The sequence below is a fragment of the Campylobacter gracilis genome (assembly GCF_018374135.1).
GTDB classification, from domain to species: domain Bacteria; phylum Campylobacterota; class Campylobacteria; order Campylobacterales; family Campylobacteraceae; genus Campylobacter_B; species Campylobacter_B gracilis_A.
This window is the reverse complement of the sequence record NZ_JAHAFS010000012.1, coordinates 39,537-57,459: the sequence shown is the minus strand read 5'-3', so window position 1 is coordinate 57,459 and position 17,923 is coordinate 39,537. Positions and strand designations below refer to the sequence as shown.

The 17,923-nt window shown below is 46.3% G+C and carries 13 protein-coding genes; 9 read left to right on the top strand and 4 right to left on the bottom strand.

Annotated features, from left to right (window positions below; translation table 11 throughout):
• Positions 1-474: 474 nt before the first annotated feature.
• From KH703_RS06910 to KH703_RS06870, 9 genes are all read left to right on the top strand, one after another.
• Complete coding sequence (locus KH703_RS06910) at positions 475-2,625, top strand: replicative DNA helicase (protein WP_304295185.1); 2,151 nt, start codon at positions 475-477, stop codon at positions 2,623-2,625.
• Complete coding sequence (locus KH703_RS06905; RefSeq protein ID WP_304295184.1) at positions 2,579-4,729, top strand: hypothetical protein; 2,151 nt, start codon at positions 2,579-2,581, stop codon at positions 4,727-4,729. The genes KH703_RS06910 and KH703_RS06905 overlap by 47 nt, the downstream gene beginning before the upstream one ends.
• 59 nt (positions 4,730-4,788) lie before the next feature.
• The gene (locus KH703_RS06900; RefSeq protein ID WP_304295183.1) at positions 4,789-4,941 is read left to right on the top strand and encodes a hypothetical protein; all 153 of its coding nucleotides are present in this window, start codon (positions 4,789-4,791) and stop codon (positions 4,939-4,941) included.
• A gap of 9 nt (positions 4,942-4,950) precedes the next feature.
• Positions 4,951-5,493: a hypothetical protein gene (locus tag KH703_RS06895; protein ID WP_304295182.1), complete on the top strand. Its 543-nt coding sequence runs from the start codon at positions 4,951-4,953 to the stop codon at positions 5,491-5,493.
• Positions 5,490-6,029, top strand: coding sequence for a hypothetical protein (locus tag KH703_RS06890; RefSeq protein ID WP_304295181.1), 540 nt, complete (start codon positions 5,490-5,492; stop codon positions 6,027-6,029). The genes KH703_RS06895 and KH703_RS06890 overlap by 4 nt, the downstream gene beginning before the upstream one ends.
• Before the next feature lie 193 nt (positions 6,030-6,222).
• On the top strand, positions 6,223-6,996 hold the full coding sequence (locus KH703_RS06885; RefSeq protein WP_304295180.1) for a tetratricopeptide repeat protein: 774 nt from the start codon (positions 6,223-6,225) through the stop codon (positions 6,994-6,996).
• Positions 6,997-7,110: 114 nt separating this feature from the next.
• Entirely contained in the window at positions 7,111-9,192 is a 2,082-nt protein-coding gene (locus tag KH703_RS06880) for an RNA degradosome polyphosphate kinase (RefSeq protein ID WP_304295179.1), read from the top strand.
• 134 nt (positions 9,193-9,326) lie between these two features.
• Positions 9,327-10,352, top strand: a complete 1,026-nt coding sequence (locus KH703_RS06875; RefSeq protein WP_304295178.1) for an SEL1-like repeat protein — start codon at positions 9,327-9,329, stop codon at positions 10,350-10,352.
• Between the two features lie 461 nt (positions 10,353-10,813).
• On the top strand, positions 10,814-13,783 hold the full coding sequence (locus tag KH703_RS06870; protein ID WP_304295177.1) for a TonB-dependent receptor domain-containing protein: 2,970 nt from the start codon (positions 10,814-10,816) through the stop codon (positions 13,781-13,783).
• Positions 13,784-14,355: 572 nt separating this feature from the next.
• On the opposite strand, the gene ppa is transcribed toward KH703_RS06870, so the two are convergent.
• The 4 genes from ppa to aspS form a co-directional block, all read right to left on the bottom strand.
• A complete protein-coding gene (gene ppa, locus KH703_RS06865) occupies positions 14,356-14,874 on the bottom strand; it encodes an inorganic diphosphatase (protein ID WP_304295176.1) in 519 nt (172 codons plus the stop codon).
• 9 nt (positions 14,875-14,883) lie between these two features.
• A complete protein-coding gene (locus tag KH703_RS06860; RefSeq protein WP_177389221.1) occupies positions 14,884-15,240 on the bottom strand; it encodes a NirD/YgiW/YdeI family stress tolerance protein in 357 nt (118 codons plus the stop codon).
• 270 nt (positions 15,241-15,510) lie between these two features.
• Positions 15,511-16,092 (bottom strand): adenylate kinase, encoded by a 582-nt coding sequence (locus tag KH703_RS06855; RefSeq protein WP_177389223.1) that lies wholly within the window; start codon positions 16,090-16,092, stop codon positions 15,511-15,513.
• Positions 16,089-17,843 (bottom strand): aspartate--tRNA ligase, encoded by a 1,755-nt coding sequence (aspS, locus tag KH703_RS06850; RefSeq protein ID WP_304295175.1) that lies wholly within the window; start codon positions 17,841-17,843, stop codon positions 16,089-16,091. Before aspS ends, KH703_RS06855 begins: the two co-directional genes overlap by 4 nt.
• Positions 17,844-17,923 lie beyond the last annotated feature (80 nt).

The following is a 17,923-nucleotide window of genomic DNA, read 5'->3' as shown; positions in this document are numbered from 1 at the left end:
TTTGGCGCCAGAGCTCGAGGCGCTAAATTTTTAATGGGCGGGCTTAAAATTTTAACAAATTCTAAGCCCTAGCGAAATTTCAAGCTCTATGAAATTTCAAAATTTTAAATCCGCCACCGCAGTCTTTGGGTGTAGCCTAAAAGTCGTTGCGGTATATGTGGCATAAGGCATAGCGGCTTAAAATTGCGCGACTTTTGAAAACGTTAAGTTTTAAGAATGCAGCGGTTTCAAAATCGTTCGATCTTTCAAGATCGCAAGCTGTTTGATCTAGCGAGGTTTTGGGTTGCAAGGCTCCGAGCTTCGCGAGCTTTCGGAAGCACAAAACTTTCAAAGCCGCGATAGTTCCAAGGCCACGACGAACGTTCAAAGCCGTATCGGTTTTCAAAAGAGCGGACCGGGCTGCGGATTAAATTTACGATTTTATAGAGCTTAAAATTTAGACGCGCAAAAGCGCGCGAAACGACGGGAGAGACGATGGCAACGAAGCAGAATGTGCCTGCAAATTTATACGATCTGGATATGGAGCGCGCGATTTTAAGCTCGCTTTTGCAAAACGAGGACGCATACGGCGAGCTGAGCGAGATAATCTCGGTCGGCGATTTTTTCTACAAGCCGCACGCCGACATCTACGAGGCGATCGTCAAGTGTTCTTCGCACAACGAGCCGATCGCGCCGAGCTTCGTTAAAAAATGGCTGGCCGAGCGCTACGACGATGGCGCATTTACCGAGGTCGTAGCCACCAGCGGCGTGGTCGATGCCCCAAAATACGCGCTCGAACTGCGCGAAAAATCGATCAAACGCTCGCTAATCAAGGTCGCGCACGAGATCCCTTCGATGGTAAATGAAGCCGTGCGCAGCAAGGACACCGCCGATAAAATCAGCTCTAAAATTTACGAGCTCATCGATGAGGAGCGCCACGGCGGCATCAAAAAATCACACGAGATTATTGCCGATGTGGTGGAGGAGCTGAAACGCCAAAAGGCGCTCGCAGGCTCGGAGCTCGTGGGACTGGATACGGGCTTTCGCTTCCTAAACGACTGCACGAAGGGGCTGAAGCCGGGCGAGCTCATAATCATCGCCGCCCGCCCCGGCATGGGAAAGACCGCATTTGCGCTAAATTTGATGATGAAAACGTTGCAAAGCGGCAAAGGCGTCGTATTTTTTTCGCTCGAGATGCCCTCTGTGCAGCTGATGTATCGCATACTAAGCGCGCTTAGCTCAATCCCGCTAAGCGACATAATGAGCGCCAAGCTCAGCGACGACGACTGGACGCGGTTCAACGACGCCTGCGATGCGGTGCTGAATATGCCGCTTTTCGTCTATGACAGCGGCTACGTGAACATACACCAAGTCCGCACCCAGCTGCGCAAACTCAAATCCGCGGATGCCAACATCGAGCTTTGCGTGATCGATTACATCGGACTTATGACGAGTACGAGCAACTACTCCGAGCGCCACCTACAAATCGCCGAAATTTCACGCGGGCTCAAGCTCTTGGCGCGCGAGCTAAACATCCCGATTATCGCGCTGTCGCAGCTAAACCGCTCGCTTGAGGCGCGCTCGAACAAACGCCCGATGCTAAGTGATCTGCGCGAAAGCGGCGCGATCGAGCAGGACGCCGACATCATACTTTTCGTCTATCGCGACGAGGTTTATAAGGAGCAGATGGAGCGCGAGCGCATTTCGCGCCTGGAGGCCGAGGGCAAGGACGCGGGCGAGCCCGTGTTTAGGCGAAACGACTATCAGGAAAAAGCCGAAATCATCGTCGGCAAAAACCGCTCGGGCGAGGCGGGCAGGACGATCGAGGTGGGCTTTCAGGGCAGATTTACCCGTTTTGTCGATACGAGCTTCGGCGGCGAGCCCAGCGAGAGCGCGATCTTTAACGAAAATGACAATCTCGACTACGTCTCTCAGCTACAAGATCAGGGCTTCGAGGACGCCGCTGCGGCGCGCTTCGATACGGCGCAGCAGGGTGTAGCACAAAATTTACAGCAAGATTTAACGCAGAATTTTAATGAAGCTCAAAATTTTAACGAAGCGCAAAATAGCGGCGTAAGCTTAAATGAAAGCTCCGCTAGCGCTCGAAATCCCGGAGTAAATATCGATTTTGATGAGATGCCTAGCTTCGGCCAAAGCGGTGCGCAAGACGGCGAGGAGATAGACGGCGAGTCTAAGCTTAGTGCAGAACAGGGCTTGGCAGAAACACGGCGCGCAGCACAGGGCGCACCGCAGAAGCAAGAATTTGAGGGGCAAAATTTAGATGATACGAGGATGGGCGGTGTCGCGCCCGAAACAAAGCATATGCGCGGAAATTCGGCCGAGCAAAACGTAAAGAGTGCGGAAGGCGCAAAAGACGCGCGGCAACGTGCAGAGGGCAAATCGCAAGGCGCAGAGAAGGTAGCGGGAGCGTCGCGAGGAGCGGAGAGTACGCAGCGAGAGGATGCCTCGTATTTTGAGAGTGATGATAGTGCCGATGGCGGCAGGTCGTCTTTTGAAGCGCAAGAGCGGCGGCAGGATGAGGCGAAATTTAAACCCGCACCGCCTTTAAATATCGAAGAGATGGGCATTCCAAAGATCAATGAGGCAAACAGGCTCGATGACGACGACGCGCCGTTGGATCTGTGAAATAGCGCTTAGGCTAGCGCTGATCGTTAGCGTTTTTTGCTTCGCGCTTTACGCGCAGGGTTTCGACGATGCGGGCTTTTGCGCGTTGGCGGTGTTCTGGGCTTACGCACTATTTCGGGTGCTATTTAGCTTTTTTTACGAGGCGAGGCAGCGCGCTAATGCGGCGCTATTTCGTAGCGGCGGGACTTTGATTAAAATTTTTAGAGGCAGGCTAATAAGCGGAGTTTTAGCCTTCGCGGGCGCGATCCTTTTAAGCGCTACTTTGGCGCTAGGTCTAGCGGATCTGCGCGGCGCAGAGCTGTTTGTGACGCTAGCAGCGCTGCCAGCGGGGCTTGCTCTGATGCGTCTAGCGGTGCTTAAGCTCAGCCTAAAAGAGATTAAAAATCCTAGAATTTTATCGCTCAAACTTAGTATTTTGCTGCTCGCCATGCTTGCCGTAGCGGTAAATTTTGCCATAAATTTGGCCTATTTGCGGCTTGCAGACGCTGCAGATCCAGCCACACACTCTTTAAATTCCGCGATAAATTTTATTTCGTCCGCCAGCGCTACCGTATCTTCTAGAAATTTCGCAACAAATAACGCTTCCGCACCTGTCGGAAATTTTGCAACAGATAATGCCTCTAAATCCGCTAAAAATTTCGCGACAAATAACGTCGCCATAGTTATCGGAAATTCCGAGACGGATAATGCCGTCAAGTACGTGCCGGTCACCGTCAAAAAACCTACCGCTTCGGCCGCAAATTTTAAAGCGGGCTCCGTCAAGGCGGTGTACGCCTCGGCTGAAAATTCAAAGGCAAATACCGCTGCCACATCGCAAATCAACGCTAAAAATTCTACGACTAGCCCCGCTGCACCGAGTATGGCTGCCGACAGTTCCGCTGAAAAATCCGCGACTAGCCCTACATCGGTAGCCGAAATTTTTGAAATTTTAAAATCTACCGCGCCGCAAGCGCACTTCAAATCCGCTCTGCTAAATGAAATTTACGCTTTGAAATTTTACAAAAACGCGCTGTTTGAGCTGGCGCTGTCGCAAAGCCCTAGCTCGCTAAAAATCGTCCTTTTGCTTCTGATCTGCGCGGGAGATTTCGTCTTTTACTGCGCGATCTTGCATCTTTGTGCCTTCGTGCTTTTTATGCCGCGAGCTACGTCCGCGCCCAAAATAGGGCGCTTCAGCGGCACTATCTTTGCGCTTGCCTACGTCACGCTGTGTTTGATCTGCGCCGCGCAGACGTACACGGCAAGGGGTGAGGCGGAGCGCCCTAAAAGCGCGGTCGAGACGGGCGTGCAGATCGTGCTGCAAAGTGGCGAGCGGCTGATCTTAAGCGCGCGAGAGGCGGACGTTCTAAGAGGCGAGCTAAACGCCACGCGCTTTGCCGCGGAAGCGAACGCCGCGTCCGCGCTGAATAGCTACATCGACGCCGTTTACGACGAGAGCGCGAGGCTTAGCGCGCAGAAAATGGCGGATTTCAATTACTCGTTTCTGAGCGATTATCTGGTGCTGTGGCACGGCGTGTGGGACGATGACGCGGGGGCGTATCTGAATGAGAAATTTGCGAGCTTCGTGAGCGAAAGTTTTCCGAAAGATTTTGGCGAAAACATTGCTAAAATCGCTGCGGCGAACGTCAAAAATTATGAGAGCTCGCTAAATTTTACGCTCAAAAAATACGGCGCGAAAATCGATCTTAACGTCACGCAGAGCTTCAGCCTAAAAAGCAAGGCGTATCGCGCGAGCGGGACGGGGCTGGGGGCGCTGGGCGGCGTGCTGGGCGCAAAGCTGATAAGCAAGAGCCTCGCTAAAACTGCAGCCAAGACGGGCGCGAAAGCCCTTACCAAGGCGGGCGCCAGCGCGACTAGCGGTGGTGCGGGGCTCGTGTGCGGCCCGGGCGCGGTGGTGTGCGTGCCTGCGTTTGCCGTGGCTACGTGGTTTGGGCTGGATTTTGCGTTTGCCAAGGGCGACGAGGCGCTGAATCGAGAGGAGTTTGAAGCTGCGATCGTGCGCGATATGATGGCGGCGAAAGAGGAGCTAAAGCGCGCGCTGGCGGAGGATTTCAACGCGACGGTAGATGAAATTTCGAGCGAAATTTTAAATTTAGACGGGAAGTAGGGCGGCGGATTATGCCCGCGCAACTTAGACTCCTTGCGAGTGAAATTTTACGGCGGATTATGGAGTTTTCGTGCGTGGCGGGCGGCGAAATTTTAAAATTTAATCTAAGTGTGGGCGGCGGACGGGATTACGGCGCACTTATAGCACCGCTGTGCCTCTTAAATTTTAAGAAGCAGCTAAAAATTTTTAAATATAATCGCCGCTTAAAATAAGGAGTGCTAATGAAAAAATTCTATCTTAAAATTTCGTTATTTGCGTTTATAACGGCATTTGCGGCGATTCCTGCTGCGGCACAACCGCCTTTGGTAAGCTTAATAGAATTAGAGAATTTTAAAAATGAAGAGCAAAGGACGCTTTTGAAATCCTGTGATTACGGCGAAGGTAAATATAGCTCATGCAATAAACTCGTTGAAATTTTATCTAAAGAGTGCGACGACGATAGGCGTTATTTAAGTTGCGAATTAAATGCGCTTCTTTTATTGACATTAAATAGAGACGAAGAAGCTATAAATTATCTTGTTAAAAGTTGCGATGCAAATTTAATGACGAGTTGTTTATGCCTTAATTGGGAAGATCTGTATTTCACCGGAAATACGGATAGGGTTTTAAAGAGCTTTAAAAAAATATGTAGTATGGATTCGGAATCTGCACATGAGTATTGCGAATTTTACGATGAACTTAAAATTTGTATGGAAGATAAAGAGTGCAATCCAAGAGGAAAAATGAAAGAAATTTATAATAAACTATATGGGGAGTTGAAATGACAAGGCTATGCTTTATATTTTATTCTATGATATTTTTAGTTTCTGTCGCAATGGCTGGCAAGCCTACGGCTGAAGAGGAAAATCTTTATAATGAATGCGATAAAGGAAACGGCAAATATAGCTCATGCACTAAGCTAATAAAAATTTTATCCGAAAAATGCGATAGCGGAGATATGATCGGGTGCGCCGATGTGGGTTATATTATGGGCTTTGAACTGGGTATGCGTGAAGCAGCTTTTGTGCCTTTAGAAAAATCTTGCAAGGCGGGTATTGCAGCCTCTTGTTTTAACCTAGGAATTCATGATATTGCGATAAGAGGCAATGTCAAAAGAGCGGCACATAACTACGCTATAGCTTGCGAAAAATATTCAGAGCATCTAGAAAAAGAAAGAATATTTAAACTAAAATCTTGCGCGCTAAAGATGGCTTTAGAAAACTGTTTACGAGATGAGGAGGAACACGATCCCGTAAAGTGTGCGAAAAAAGCCTTTTGGGAAATAAGTGATAAATACGACGCAAATTCAACCAAGGAGTAAAAGATGGCGAATCCAAAGAGGGGTAAAGAGCGATAATGAAAGAATTTTATCCCGCAATTTTGGCTCCTTTAATAACGCAAGCCGCGGCAGAACTCAACCAAAGCGCAGCCGCTAGCAAAGAGATAAAATTTACGTCGTTTTCTGATTTAAAATTTAAATTTATATCGTTTAGAGCGGCTGAAATGAAAGCACTATGTTTATACTCGTATCGGCTCTGTTTTTGAAAGCCGCGAGCGTAAGCGAAATTTATTCTCTAGGGGCGCCTGCGTGCGATACTTACGATTTAAATTTAAAGAAATGCAGTAGCGGCGACGGCGAAGCATGTTATTTGGCGGCTTTAATTCTAAATAATAAATCTTGCGCACGAAAAAATGGCGATTTGGCATTGGAATTTTTTGAAAAATCATGCAGTTTGGGATATGCCAAAGGCTGCATTTTTATGGGGCAAGCGTATTCGCTTACTTCTTTGGACGAAAAACACGCGAAAATCAAGACATATTACGAAAGAGCTTGCGAGCTAGATGCGAAATTTTGCGACGATTACGGGCTTTTATATTTTTACGGCGAGGGCGTAAAAAAGGATGAGCTTGCGGCAAAAGAGTATTTTAAAAAATCCTGCGATGCGGGAAATCCCGCAGGATGCGGGCACTTTGCCACATCGTTAAACAGAGAGGACAAAGATATAAACGAGGTTACGAAATTTTATGAAATCGGCTGTAGCGGAGAGCATTACCCTTCGTGCTACGCTTACGGACTGCTGTTGTGGGCTAAAGTAGATAAAAATAAAGGCAAAAATTTTTGCAAGAAGGCTTGCGACAGGGGTAATATAAAGGAGGCGTGCAAATGGGTGCTTGATATGAGCGAGGAGGAGGAAGAGCAAATTTTATATTTGAGGCGGTATTTAAAGCTGGGCTGCAAAGACGGCAATGCGCAAATGTGCAAGGATTTAGAAAAAACAGGGAATTAGGGCAGAATTTTAAATACTAAATTGCCCCACTTGCAAGCTCATGAAATTCGGACTTTAAAATTTAATCTTAATTGGGCTATAATCTTAGAATTAATATTCAAAAAAGGAGTTTTTATGCAAACGCAAAATAATTTTATAAACCGCGAGCTAAGCTGGCTACGCTTCAATACACGCGTGCTGGAACAATGCAAAAAGGATATCCCGCTAATTGAAAAATTAAAATTTCTAGCGATTTACAGCACTAATTTAGACGAATTTTATATGATCCGCGTGGCGGGCTTGAAGCAGCTTTTTACCGCCGGCGTTATAACCAGCGGAGATGACGAGATGACGCCTCTTGAGCAGCTACGCGCGATTCGCTCCTATCTAAGAAACGAACAAACCGAGCTTGAGCAGCAGTATTTCGGCATCCAAAAGGAGCTTTGCAAAAACGGGCTTTTTATCAAAAGCTACGACGAACTGCAGCCCGAGCTAAAGCCGGCGGCGGATGAGTTTTTTTTCTCGCAGATAATGCCAGTAATCGTCCCGATCGCAGTGGATGCGACCCATCCGTTCCCACATTTAAATAATCTCAGCTTCTCCCTTGCGGTCAAGCTCTGCGATGAGGGCGCGCCCGAGTCGGTACATTTTGGAATGATTAGGATCCCACGCGTGATCCCGCGCTTCGTACAGGTCGCGCAAAACACCTACGTGCCGATCGGCACTATCGTAAAGCGCCACGCGGAGGAAATTTTCCCGGGCTATAAGCTTCTTAGCTCCGCAGCTTTCCGCGTTACGCGAAACGCCGACATCGTAATCGAAGAGGAGGAAGCGGACGATTTTATGATGATCTTAGAAGCGGGGCTTAAGCTGCGCCGCAAAGGGGCTTTCGTACGGCTTCAGATCGAGAAAGACGCCGACGCCGAACTATTAGAATTTCTAAATTCTCATCTTAAAATTTTTTACAAAGATATATATGAATGCGCCGTGCCGCTTACGCTGGACGGGCTTTGGGAGATCGCTTCTAATAAGGATTTTTCCTTTCTAGCCCATCCTCAGTATCTGCCAAAGACGCTGCCCCCCTTTAACGAAAACACCTCTGTTATGAGCGCGATGGAGAAGGAGGATATCCTGCTGATCCATCCTTACGAAAGCTTCGATCCGGTGCAAAAACTCATCAAAGAAGCCGCCAAGGATCCAAAGGTCATCTCGATCCGTATGACGCTGTATCGCGTGGAGAAAAACTCCCCGATCGTCCAGAGCCTGATCGAAGCCGCAAGCGACGGCAAGCAGGTGACGGTGATGGTCGAGCTTAAGGCGAGGTTTGATGAGGAAAATAACCTACACTGGGCGAAGGCGCTCGAAGACGCCGGCGCGCACGTCATCTACGGCATCACGGGCTTTAAAGTCCACGCCAAGGTAACTCAGATCATCAAAAAAGAGGACGGTAAGTTAAAATTTTATATCCACTTAGGCACGGGCAACTATAACGGCTCGAGCGCTAAAATTTACACCGACGTGAGCTTTTTTACCTGCGGCGACCGCTTTGATAAGGACACGACGAATTTCTTCCACATCCTCTCGGGCTACAACAAAAACCGCAAGCTTGACAACCTCTCTATGTCGCCGATGCAGATCAAAGAGCGGCTCCTGGCGATGATAAAAAACGAGGAAAAAAAGGGCTCCGCCGGCAGGATCATCGCTAAGATGAACGCCCTTGTCGACGGCGATATGATCAAGGCGCTGTATAAAGCAAGCGCTGCGGGCGTGAAGATCGATCTCATCGTGCGCGGCATCTGCTGCTTGCGCCCGGCGCTTAAGGGCGTCAGCGAAAATATCCGCGTGATCTCGATCGTCGGCAAATACCTGGAGCACGCTAGAATTTTTTACTTCGCGCACGCCCAGCCCAGCCTATACATCGCGAGCGCGGATTGGATGCCGCGAAATTTGGAGCGCAGGCTGGAGCTGATGAGCCCGATTTACAACGAAAATTTGCAAAACAAGCTCAAAGAAATTTTAAAACTTCAGCTAAGCGACAACGAGCTTGCATTCGAGCTGCAAAGCAGCGGCGAGTACCGAAAGATCGCGCCGAAAAAGGGCGAAGATAAGATCGACGATCAGGAATTTTTAGAAATTTATTTCAATAAAATTTATAAAAACATCCGTAAACACGATGAAAGCGGCACGGCACTAACTAAGCTTTTGAAAGAGAGCTAGGCGCCTAGAAATTTTGCGTCGTTTGGGCTAGCTATTCGCTAAGCCCGCGCGCAAACCGAGATCATAAAATATTAGATGTGGAATTTTGCGCCGTGAACGCGCAAGTAGATTTACAGAAATTTCAAAGGGATTAAATGAAAAGATATCTTTATCTAGCCGTTATAGCTATGTTTTGCATGGGTGGAGTTTTTGAAGACGCAGACAAGCTCTATGAAGACGGCGATTATTCTAAAGCGATAAAAATGTGGCAGCGCAACTGCGACGGCGGAGATACGCGAAGCTGCTATAGGCTCGGGAACTTATATAAATTCGGTAGGAACGTCACTCAAAACTATCAAAAAGCGGCGGATTTTTATCAAAAAGCCTGCGAGAGCGGAGATATGACCGGCTGCTATGAGCTTGCAGGACTATACTTCAAAGGCTATGGCGTTAGACAAGATTATCAAAAGGCGGCGAGCCTGCATCAAAAGGCTTGTGACGGCGGCAATATGTTTTCGTGCAATTTACTTGCAATTTCATACGAATCCGGTATCGGCGTCCCAAGAGACAAGCACAAGGCTATGGTTTTGTGTCAAATGATTTGCGATAACGGTGATGCAGATATGTGCAATAACCTTGCATATTTATATAAAAACGGCGACAAGGTCAGACAGGACTTGCAAAAGGCGGAGATTCTATATAAAAAAGCGGCTGTTTTGTACCAAAAGAAGGCTCAAATAAATCAAAAGAAATGCGATGAAGGCGACTTATATGAGTGCCAGCGCCTAGCGGATCTATATATAGACGGCAAGGGCGTAGAGAAGGATTTCAAAAAGGCTGCGGATTTATACCAGAAAGCTTGTGATGGCGGCAGGGCGGCGGCGTGCTTGATTCTGGGAGACTTATACAAAGCAGGTAATTACCAAAAAGCAGAAAGCCTATATCAAAGCGGGCTAAATTTGCTTAAAAATACTTGCGAGAGCGGGGATGCGGACTCGTGTAGTTATCTCGGGGATTTATACAAAAATGGATGGCATATTAAACAAGATAAATCCTTAGCAAAAGAATTTTACGGGAAAGCATGCGATTTAGCAGAGCAGATCGGCTGCGACGAATACAAGCAATTAAACGAAGCGGAACTCATCGATGATAAGCACGACATCGCACCGAGCGCGCCTTAATCCATGAAAGCTTGCATGCTTGCGCGCAAACAAGGCTACGCAATCAGCGAGCTATCAAATTTTTAGAATTTTAAAATTCTAAATTTTATAAATTATCTTAGGCGCAGCTTCCTAGAAATACTAATCTGCCATGATGTCAGCTATAAACTGCGCGTAGATAAAATTCCGCTCACTTATGATAAAATTTTGAAATTTCTCAAGTTGGAATTTTAAAATTTACTCACTGTCTCATCGCATGCATTTCATGAAAATACTTTTAAATTTAAAGTAAAAATTTGTAATTTTAAAAAATGTAAATTTAAGAGATAAAGGCGTAAGCCTGGGGATTCTTTAAATTTAATTAAATTTTATAACTATAAATGATAAATAAATTCTTTTTAATTTAAATTTAAAGAATTTTTCACTAATATACTGTTCTTTTTAATAACGCCTATGAGAAATAGTATTATAAAAGGATCAAAATGAGCTTATTTAGGTTTTCCATTGCAGCGGCGGGAGCGCTTTGTTTATGCGCGGCCACTTTAGCTGCACAGGATGATAGCGAAGGTGGCTCCCAAAATTTAGGGCAGATCAATGTTACGGGAAACGTAGAGAGCGACCCGCTTACCAAAAAAGTCGGCGAAACGAAAAAGAGCGCCAAGCAACTCGCCAAAGAGCAAGTTAGCGATAGTAGAGATATGGTTCGTCACGAAACCGGCGTTTCAGTTGTCGAAAGTGGAAGATTCGGTGCTAGTGGCTACTCGATCCGCGGAGTAGATGAAAACCGCGTAGATATAAGCATAGATGGACTTCGCCAAGCAGAAACGTTAAGCTCGCAAGGTTTTAAAGATCTATTTGAAGGATACGGAAACTTTAATAACACTAGAAACGGCGTTGAGGTTGAAAACGTAAGACAGGTAGATATCACTAAAGGTGCAGATTCGGTAAAAAGAGGCTCGGGCGCGCTAGGTGGCTCAGTAGCGTTTGAGACAAAGGATGCGAGAGATTATCTAACGGAGAAGGATTGGTATTACGGATTTAAGCGCGGGTATCAAAGTGCGGATAGACAAAACTGGCAAAGCCACGCAGCTGCAGTTAGGTTTAAGTGGTTTGATCTTTTGGCTATTCACACCGATAGAGAAGGACATGAACTAAAAAACTGGGGATATAAAAAATATGATCCTACTGTTATAAGAAAAGTTAGAGAAAAGCCTGATCCCTATAGAATTTACAAAAAAAGCACATTGATAAAATTTGGCTTTCAGCCTACCGATACCGATAGATTTAGCCTAGGATACGATAAGTCTAATATAAAATCAGAGGGAATAGACTGGTCGAATCAATTTGCTCTTTATAATACGCAAACTCCTTGGGGAGCCTTGACTAATGACATACGACATACCAACGATAGAAGCGAAAGAAAAAACTATTCGTTCACTTACGAGAATTTCGATGAAACGCCTTTATGGGATAGCTTAAAATTTAGCTATAACAAGCAACACATTAAGCTAAAAGCGAGAACGGATGAGTATTGCGAAGGCGATGACTGCGCGGGGATTTCAAATCCCGCGGGGCTTCATTTAGAAAACGGAAAGTTAGTGGATAAATACGGAGGCGAGCTGAAGCAAGGACTAAAATGGGGATTTATGCCGATAGTAACGGACAGTCGCGGAGAGGAGCTGGATACCGATATTTACGACGGGCAAGAAAACACTATGAGGGGCGGCGTCTCGGATGTCTTAGTCAATTGCGATAACTACGACTGTTCCAAAGGTATCGATCTATTCGATATGAATACGTGGAGTTATCAGCACTACGATCTTACCCCTACCCCTACGCCTAACGGCAAAGGAAATTATGCGGTAATAAACCCGAAAGACAGCAACGGCGATTATCTTTTACTGCCTACTCAACACGGATTTGTGGATAATAACTGGAAAGATAGGGATCTAATCACCGACACGAAGCAATTCAATCTCGATCTTACCAAGGATTTTAATATAAAAAGCACCGAGCACACCCTAAGCTACGGCGGTCTTTATAGCAAAAGCGATAAGCGAATGGTAAATAGGCAAGGATACGGTCCCATTAATAAACAATGGTGGGCGAATACCTTTTTCGGCATATCAAATACCAATCCGTCTTTTCCTATACTAGGCACTTGGTATGCCGATAAATGTAAATTATACAACGGAAACGACTATGTATCGCTTTGCGGTCACGAAGACGATCCTTTTAGCTTTCTTATTCCGGTCGAGACCAAAACGGGAGCGCTTTATGTGGGAGATGATTTTCAAATAAACGACATTTTAGGCTTCGATCTCAATTATAGATACGATAGGATTAAACATAATCCCTCATATACCCCGGGCGTTACGCCTAAAATTCCGACCGATCTGTTTATCGGGATGTTCGTTCCATACACGCCGCTTCCGGGCACTCCGTCTAACGACGAGATAAAAGCTCATAGAGACGCCAATGCCGAAGCCAACGCCGTGTATTTGGCTTCGCAAAAAAGAAAATATTCGGCAAGCTCATATTCTTTATCTACGAATATCGATCCGCTCGATTTTTTTAGAATTCAGCTTAAATACGCAAACGGATTTAGGGCTCCTACCTCGGATGAAATTTACTTTACGTTTCAGCACCCCGATTTTTCGATATATCCGAATTTGGATTTGAAAAAAGAAACGGCAAAGACTAAAGAGATTGCCTTTACGCTTCATAATTCGCCAAGCTTCGTTACATTGAATTTATTCCAAACGGATTATAGAAATTTTATAGATTTACAATATAAGGGGGAATTCCAGCTTCCTTACGGAAACGGCGGAAGCAGGCTGCCTACCTCCGTGTATCAAAACGTAAATCGTCCCAAAGCTAGGGTTAGAGGAATAGAGATCGAATCGAAGCTATTTTTGGATCAAATTTGGCAGCCTCTGCAGGGCTTTCATATAGGATATAAGCTAAGCATTCAAAAAGGCAGAATGGATATAGGTCACGGCAAAACCGATACGCCGATGAATGCGATCCAGCCGCGAACAGCGGTTTATAGCGTAGGCTATCAAAGCCCGGGCGATAAATACGGCGCGGATCTGTTCGTAACCGCGGTAGCCGCGAAAAAGGCGAGAGATACCTACAATATGTATTGGTACGAGCAGTATCTAGGCGGCAAAATCGTAAACGGCAAACTCGTAAGAAATAGCGAGGTGGAGTGGAGAAGCGGCGGATATACGACGATCGATTTCGTAACCTACGCCAAGCCGATCAAATATCTGACGCTTAGAGCGGGCGTTTATAATATAACCGACCGCAAATATATCACTTGGGAAAGCGCGAGATCGATAAGACCTTTCGGAACGAGCAATCTGATAGATCAAGAAACAGGACTTGGCATCAATCGCTTTTACTCGCCTGGTAGGAACTATAAACTGACATGGGAGTTTCAGTTTTAAAATTTAATCAAGTGTTTGACGTCTTATTAAAACAAAAGCCTTTGGAATCAAAATTTATAGATTTATTACTAAATTTAAAAAGGATAGTGATAGTAAATCATTTGGTGTCATTTAAATTTTCAAATTTTATGTAGCGTGTAAATTTCAAATTTTACGTGGCGCGGTAGTCCAAAGGCTTTTTTCTGCGATGACATCAGCTTTATAATTTTGCAATGACGCTCGCGATCTCTTTCAAAATTAAGATAGCGAATTTTGAAATTTTAACTGCACCATGCAAAGCCTTTTGGCCCACGGAATTTTTCTGCCATTAGTTTGTAGGGCTCCGATCCTCGTCGCACCATTTCACGCAATGTAGTTTTAAAAAATCTTTATTTAATAACCCAAGACTGCTTAGCTTAACTGCCGAAAAACAAGCGAAAAAAACCAAGCGCGGGCTTCAGGTAAAATTTGCGTGGAATTTAAAAATATTTTAAAATTTGAAAATTTATAGAATTGAAATTTAAAGATAAATTTTGACCGAACTGATCGGTCAAAATTTGATTAAATTTTAGCGCCGAGCGCGCAAAAAGGGATTATTTATAAGCCTTAATCGCTTTGTCTAGGATTTTCTCCGCTTCCGCGGCGCCTGCGAAATCCTTCACTTTGACCCATTTATTCGGCTCTAAAAGCTTGTAGGTTTCGAAGAAATTTTTGATCTTATCCAGCGTCGCTTTAGGCAGATCGGCGACCCCTTTAATGCCCTCATATCGGGGATCAATCTTGCTAACCGGCACGGCAAGCAGCTTCTCGTCTATGCCGCTTTCGTCCTCCATCATCAAAACGCCGATTAGACGGCACGGGATCACGCTACCGGCGGCAAGCGGGTACTCGTTCAGCACCAAAACATCCGCAGGATCGCCGTCGTCTGCTAAGGTGTTGGGCACGAAGCCGTAGTTTGCGGGATAAAACATCGCGCCGTAGAGCACGCGATCTACGCAGAGCGCGCCGCTTGCTTTGTCGATCTCGTATTTGATGTTCGAGCCGTAAGGGATCTCGATTACCGCGTTGATTTTATCGGGGTTTGAGCCCACTTTTATCTTTGAAAGATCCATAGTTTTCCTTTATTTAGAATTTAAAATTTTGATATTTTTTACGTCTATCGTCGTTTTGGTAAAATCTTTATCGATCTCGCCGCTAATTCGCACGAGCGTATTTTCATCCACGCTCACGCCGCGCCAAACATCATCATCTATCTCAACCTCGATGCTATCGCCGTTTTGATCCACAAATCTATAATGCTCGTGTTTGAGCTGAGATTTTATCTTGCCGTCTATTACGACAAAAGAATCATCTCTTAATTTAAGCGCTTCTTTGACGCTTAACGGCTGAGTTTGCGCCGCGGAGCCGCTTGGCACAAACCCGCCCGCAGCGAATGCAGCTGCGCACAAAGCCATACTAAGTAAAAATTTTCTAACCATATCTATCCTTAAAATTTTAATCTCTGCGTCCGCAAACAGATCTGAAATTTTATTAAATTTAAATCCATTTGTATTTGACGCTTGCATTTAAATTTACACAGCGAGCTGCTTAAATTTACGCTTGAACTTTGGCTATCTCGCGCAACGGCAAGTATAAATTTAAAGGCGCGCTCGCTTCGTAGGCGCACTAAATTTAAGCGCGATCTGCACCGCTTGCGCTATGAAAAAGAAGCCAAAGGCACTTAAAATTTAAGCCGCCATCCAAGCGCGCTAGCCCAGTTTTTCGATCTGCGCGGCGATTATAGCGTTTATGTCCGCTACGATCTCCTCGACCGTGCGCTCGCCGTTTACGCTGTAAAATACGCCTGCGTCGCCGTAAAATTTACGGATATCCTCGATCGGCTCTGAAAATACCGCCATGCGGTTTTTAAAGACCTCTTTGTTATCGTCCGCTCCGCGAGCGCGTCCTAAAACGCGCTCCTTGGCGACCTCTTCGCTAACGCATACCTCGATTACTGCGCTAAGATTTACATCATCGTCGCCTCGCAGCACCTCGTCTAGTTTATTCATCTGCTCGACGCTTCTTGGATAGCCATCGATGATGATGAAGTCTTTAGGCGAGCTCTTAATTGCGCTAACGATAGCATTTACGACGATATCAAGCGGCACGAGATTGCCCTTAGAAATGAAGCCGTCTATCTGTTTGCCCAAAGCGCTGCCGCTTGCCACCTCGGCGCGTAGCAGATCGCCTGTGGAGTAGTGCTCGATGCTTTGATTCATCTGAGCGATCATACTCGCATCGGTCGTTTTGCCGCTTCCCGGAGCGCCGATGATTAGAAAAAGGCTTTTCATTTTTGCTCCTTCTTGTGAAGCCTAAGACCTAGCTCGCGAAGCTGCTCGTCTGTAACGACGCTAGGGGCTTTGGTGAGCGGACACTGCGCGCGCTGCGTTTTAGGAAACGCGATAACCTCGCGGATACTGCTTGAGCCGGTAACCAGCATCATCAGCCTATCAAAGCCGATCGCGATACCTCCGTGCGGAGGCGCGCCGAAGCTTAGCGCATCAAGCAGGAAGCCGAATTTCTCCCTCTGCTCCGCAGGCTCGATCTTAAGCAGCCTAAAGACCTTTTCTTGAATGTCCGCTTTGTGTATCCTGATGCTGCCGCCGCCAAGCTCGATGCCGTTTAACACGACGTCGTAGGCAATCGAGGTAATATCCTCCAAATCGGGCTCGTCTGGATTGTTCGGCATCGTAAAAGGATGGTGCATCGCGGAGTAGCTGCCGTCGTCGTTTTGCTCAAACATAGGGAAATTTACGACCCACAAAAACTCAAGCCTGTTCGGATCGATTATGCCAAGCTCATTTGCAAGGAAAATTCTAAATCTACCCATATAATCAAGCACGATTTTCTTTTTGCCCGCGCCGAAAAATACGACGTCGCCGACCTTTAGCTCGCAGCGCTTGATGAGCTCGTCCAGCTCGCTTTTTTCAAAGAATTTTACCAGCGGCCCCTTTAGACCGTCCTCTTTTACTTGGATAAACGCCAAGCCCTGCGCGCCGAATTTTTTCACGTATTCCTCAAAGCCTTGCATCTGGCGCTTGCTAAATTTCAGATCGCCGCCCTCTACTTTTAGGGCTTTTACGCGGTTGGCTTTGCGGTCTTTGGCTAAATTTGAAAAAATTTCGTTGCTCGATTTTTCAAAAATATCGGCTACGTCGATGAAAGGCATATCGTATCGCAGATCGGGTTTATCGCTGCCGTAAAGCTCCATCGCGTCCTTATACTCCATATGTCTAAAAGGAGTGACGATCTCGCGGCCGCAGGATTTGAAAATATCCTTTAGAACCTCCTCGGCTACACGCATTACGTCGTACTGGGTATTGAAGCTCATCTCGATATCGATCTGCGTAAATTCCGGCTGGCGGTCGGCGCGCAGGTCCTCGTCGCGAAAGCAGCGCGCGATCTGGAAGTATTTATCAAAGCCTGAGCACATCAAAAGCTGCTTGAAAAGCTGCGGGCTTTGCGGAAGCGCATAGAAGCTGCCCGGATATACGCGGCTAGGCACTAGATAATCCCTAGCGCCCTCGGGCGTCGCGCGCGTTAAGATCGGCGTTTCGACTTCGACAAAGCCTAGCCTATCAAGAGCATTTCGCGCAGCGATCGCAGCCTTGGAGCGCATCTTAAATTTATCGAAGCTTCCCTCTGCGCGCAGATCCAAAAAGCGGTACTTAAGCTTCGTTTCTTCGTTGACGCTTTTATCACCGATTACGAAAGGAAGCGGCTTGCTTGGATTTTCGATCTCTAAACTTTCTACTACGACTTCAATGTCACCCGTTTTTAAATTTGGATTTTCCAGCCCTTCGCCGCGAGCGCGGATCTTGCCGACGGCTTTTAGAACGAATTCGTTTCGCACGGTATTTGCTACCTCGTATGCCGAGTGGCTATCTTTGGGATCACAGACTAGCTGTAAAAGCCCGCTTCGGTCGCGCAAATCTATAAAAATCACGCCGCCGTGGTCGCGGTAAGAATTTACCCAGCCGCACACGGTTACACTTTTGCCGATATCGTTTTTACTCAAATCGGCGCAATAATGACTTCGCAAATTTACTCCTTTAAATTTATTTGTAAAATGCAAGTATAGTTAAATTTTGCTTTTACAAAGCTAATTTTTTATAAAATAAA

What these genes read in the sequence shown, in the direction of transcription:
- KH703_RS06910 (WP_304295185.1), top strand. Translation starts at nt 475, where the DNA reads ATGGCAACGAAGCAGAATGTGCCTGCAAATTTATACGATCTGGATATG.
- KH703_RS06905 (WP_304295184.1), top strand. Translation starts at nt 2,579, where the DNA reads ATGAGGCAAACAGGCTCGATGACGACGACGCGCCGTTGGATCTGTGAA.
- KH703_RS06900 (WP_304295183.1), top strand. Translation starts at nt 4,789, where the DNA reads ATGGAGTTTTCGTGCGTGGCGGGCGGCGAAATTTTAAAATTTAATCTA.
- KH703_RS06895 (WP_304295182.1), top strand. Translation starts at nt 4,951, where the DNA reads ATGAAAAAATTCTATCTTAAAATTTCGTTATTTGCGTTTATAACGGCA.
- KH703_RS06890 (WP_304295181.1), top strand. Translation starts at nt 5,490, where the DNA reads ATGACAAGGCTATGCTTTATATTTTATTCTATGATATTTTTAGTTTCT.
- KH703_RS06885 (WP_304295180.1), top strand. Translation starts at nt 6,223, where the DNA reads ATGTTTATACTCGTATCGGCTCTGTTTTTGAAAGCCGCGAGCGTAAGC.
- KH703_RS06880 (WP_304295179.1), top strand. Translation starts at nt 7,111, where the DNA reads ATGCAAACGCAAAATAATTTTATAAACCGCGAGCTAAGCTGGCTACGC.
- KH703_RS06875 (WP_304295178.1), top strand. Translation starts at nt 9,327, where the DNA reads ATGAAAAGATATCTTTATCTAGCCGTTATAGCTATGTTTTGCATGGGT.
- KH703_RS06870 (WP_304295177.1), top strand. Translation starts at nt 10,814, where the DNA reads ATGAGCTTATTTAGGTTTTCCATTGCAGCGGCGGGAGCGCTTTGTTTA.
- ppa (WP_304295176.1), bottom strand. Translation starts at nt 14,874, where the DNA reads ATGGATCTTTCAAAGATAAAAGTGGGCTCAAACCCCGATAAAATCAAC.
- KH703_RS06860 (WP_177389221.1), bottom strand. Translation starts at nt 15,240, where the DNA reads ATGGTTAGAAAATTTTTACTTAGTATGGCTTTGTGCGCAGCTGCATTC.
- KH703_RS06855 (WP_177389223.1), bottom strand. Translation starts at nt 16,092, where the DNA reads ATGAAAAGCCTTTTTCTAATCATCGGCGCTCCGGGAAGCGGCAAAACG.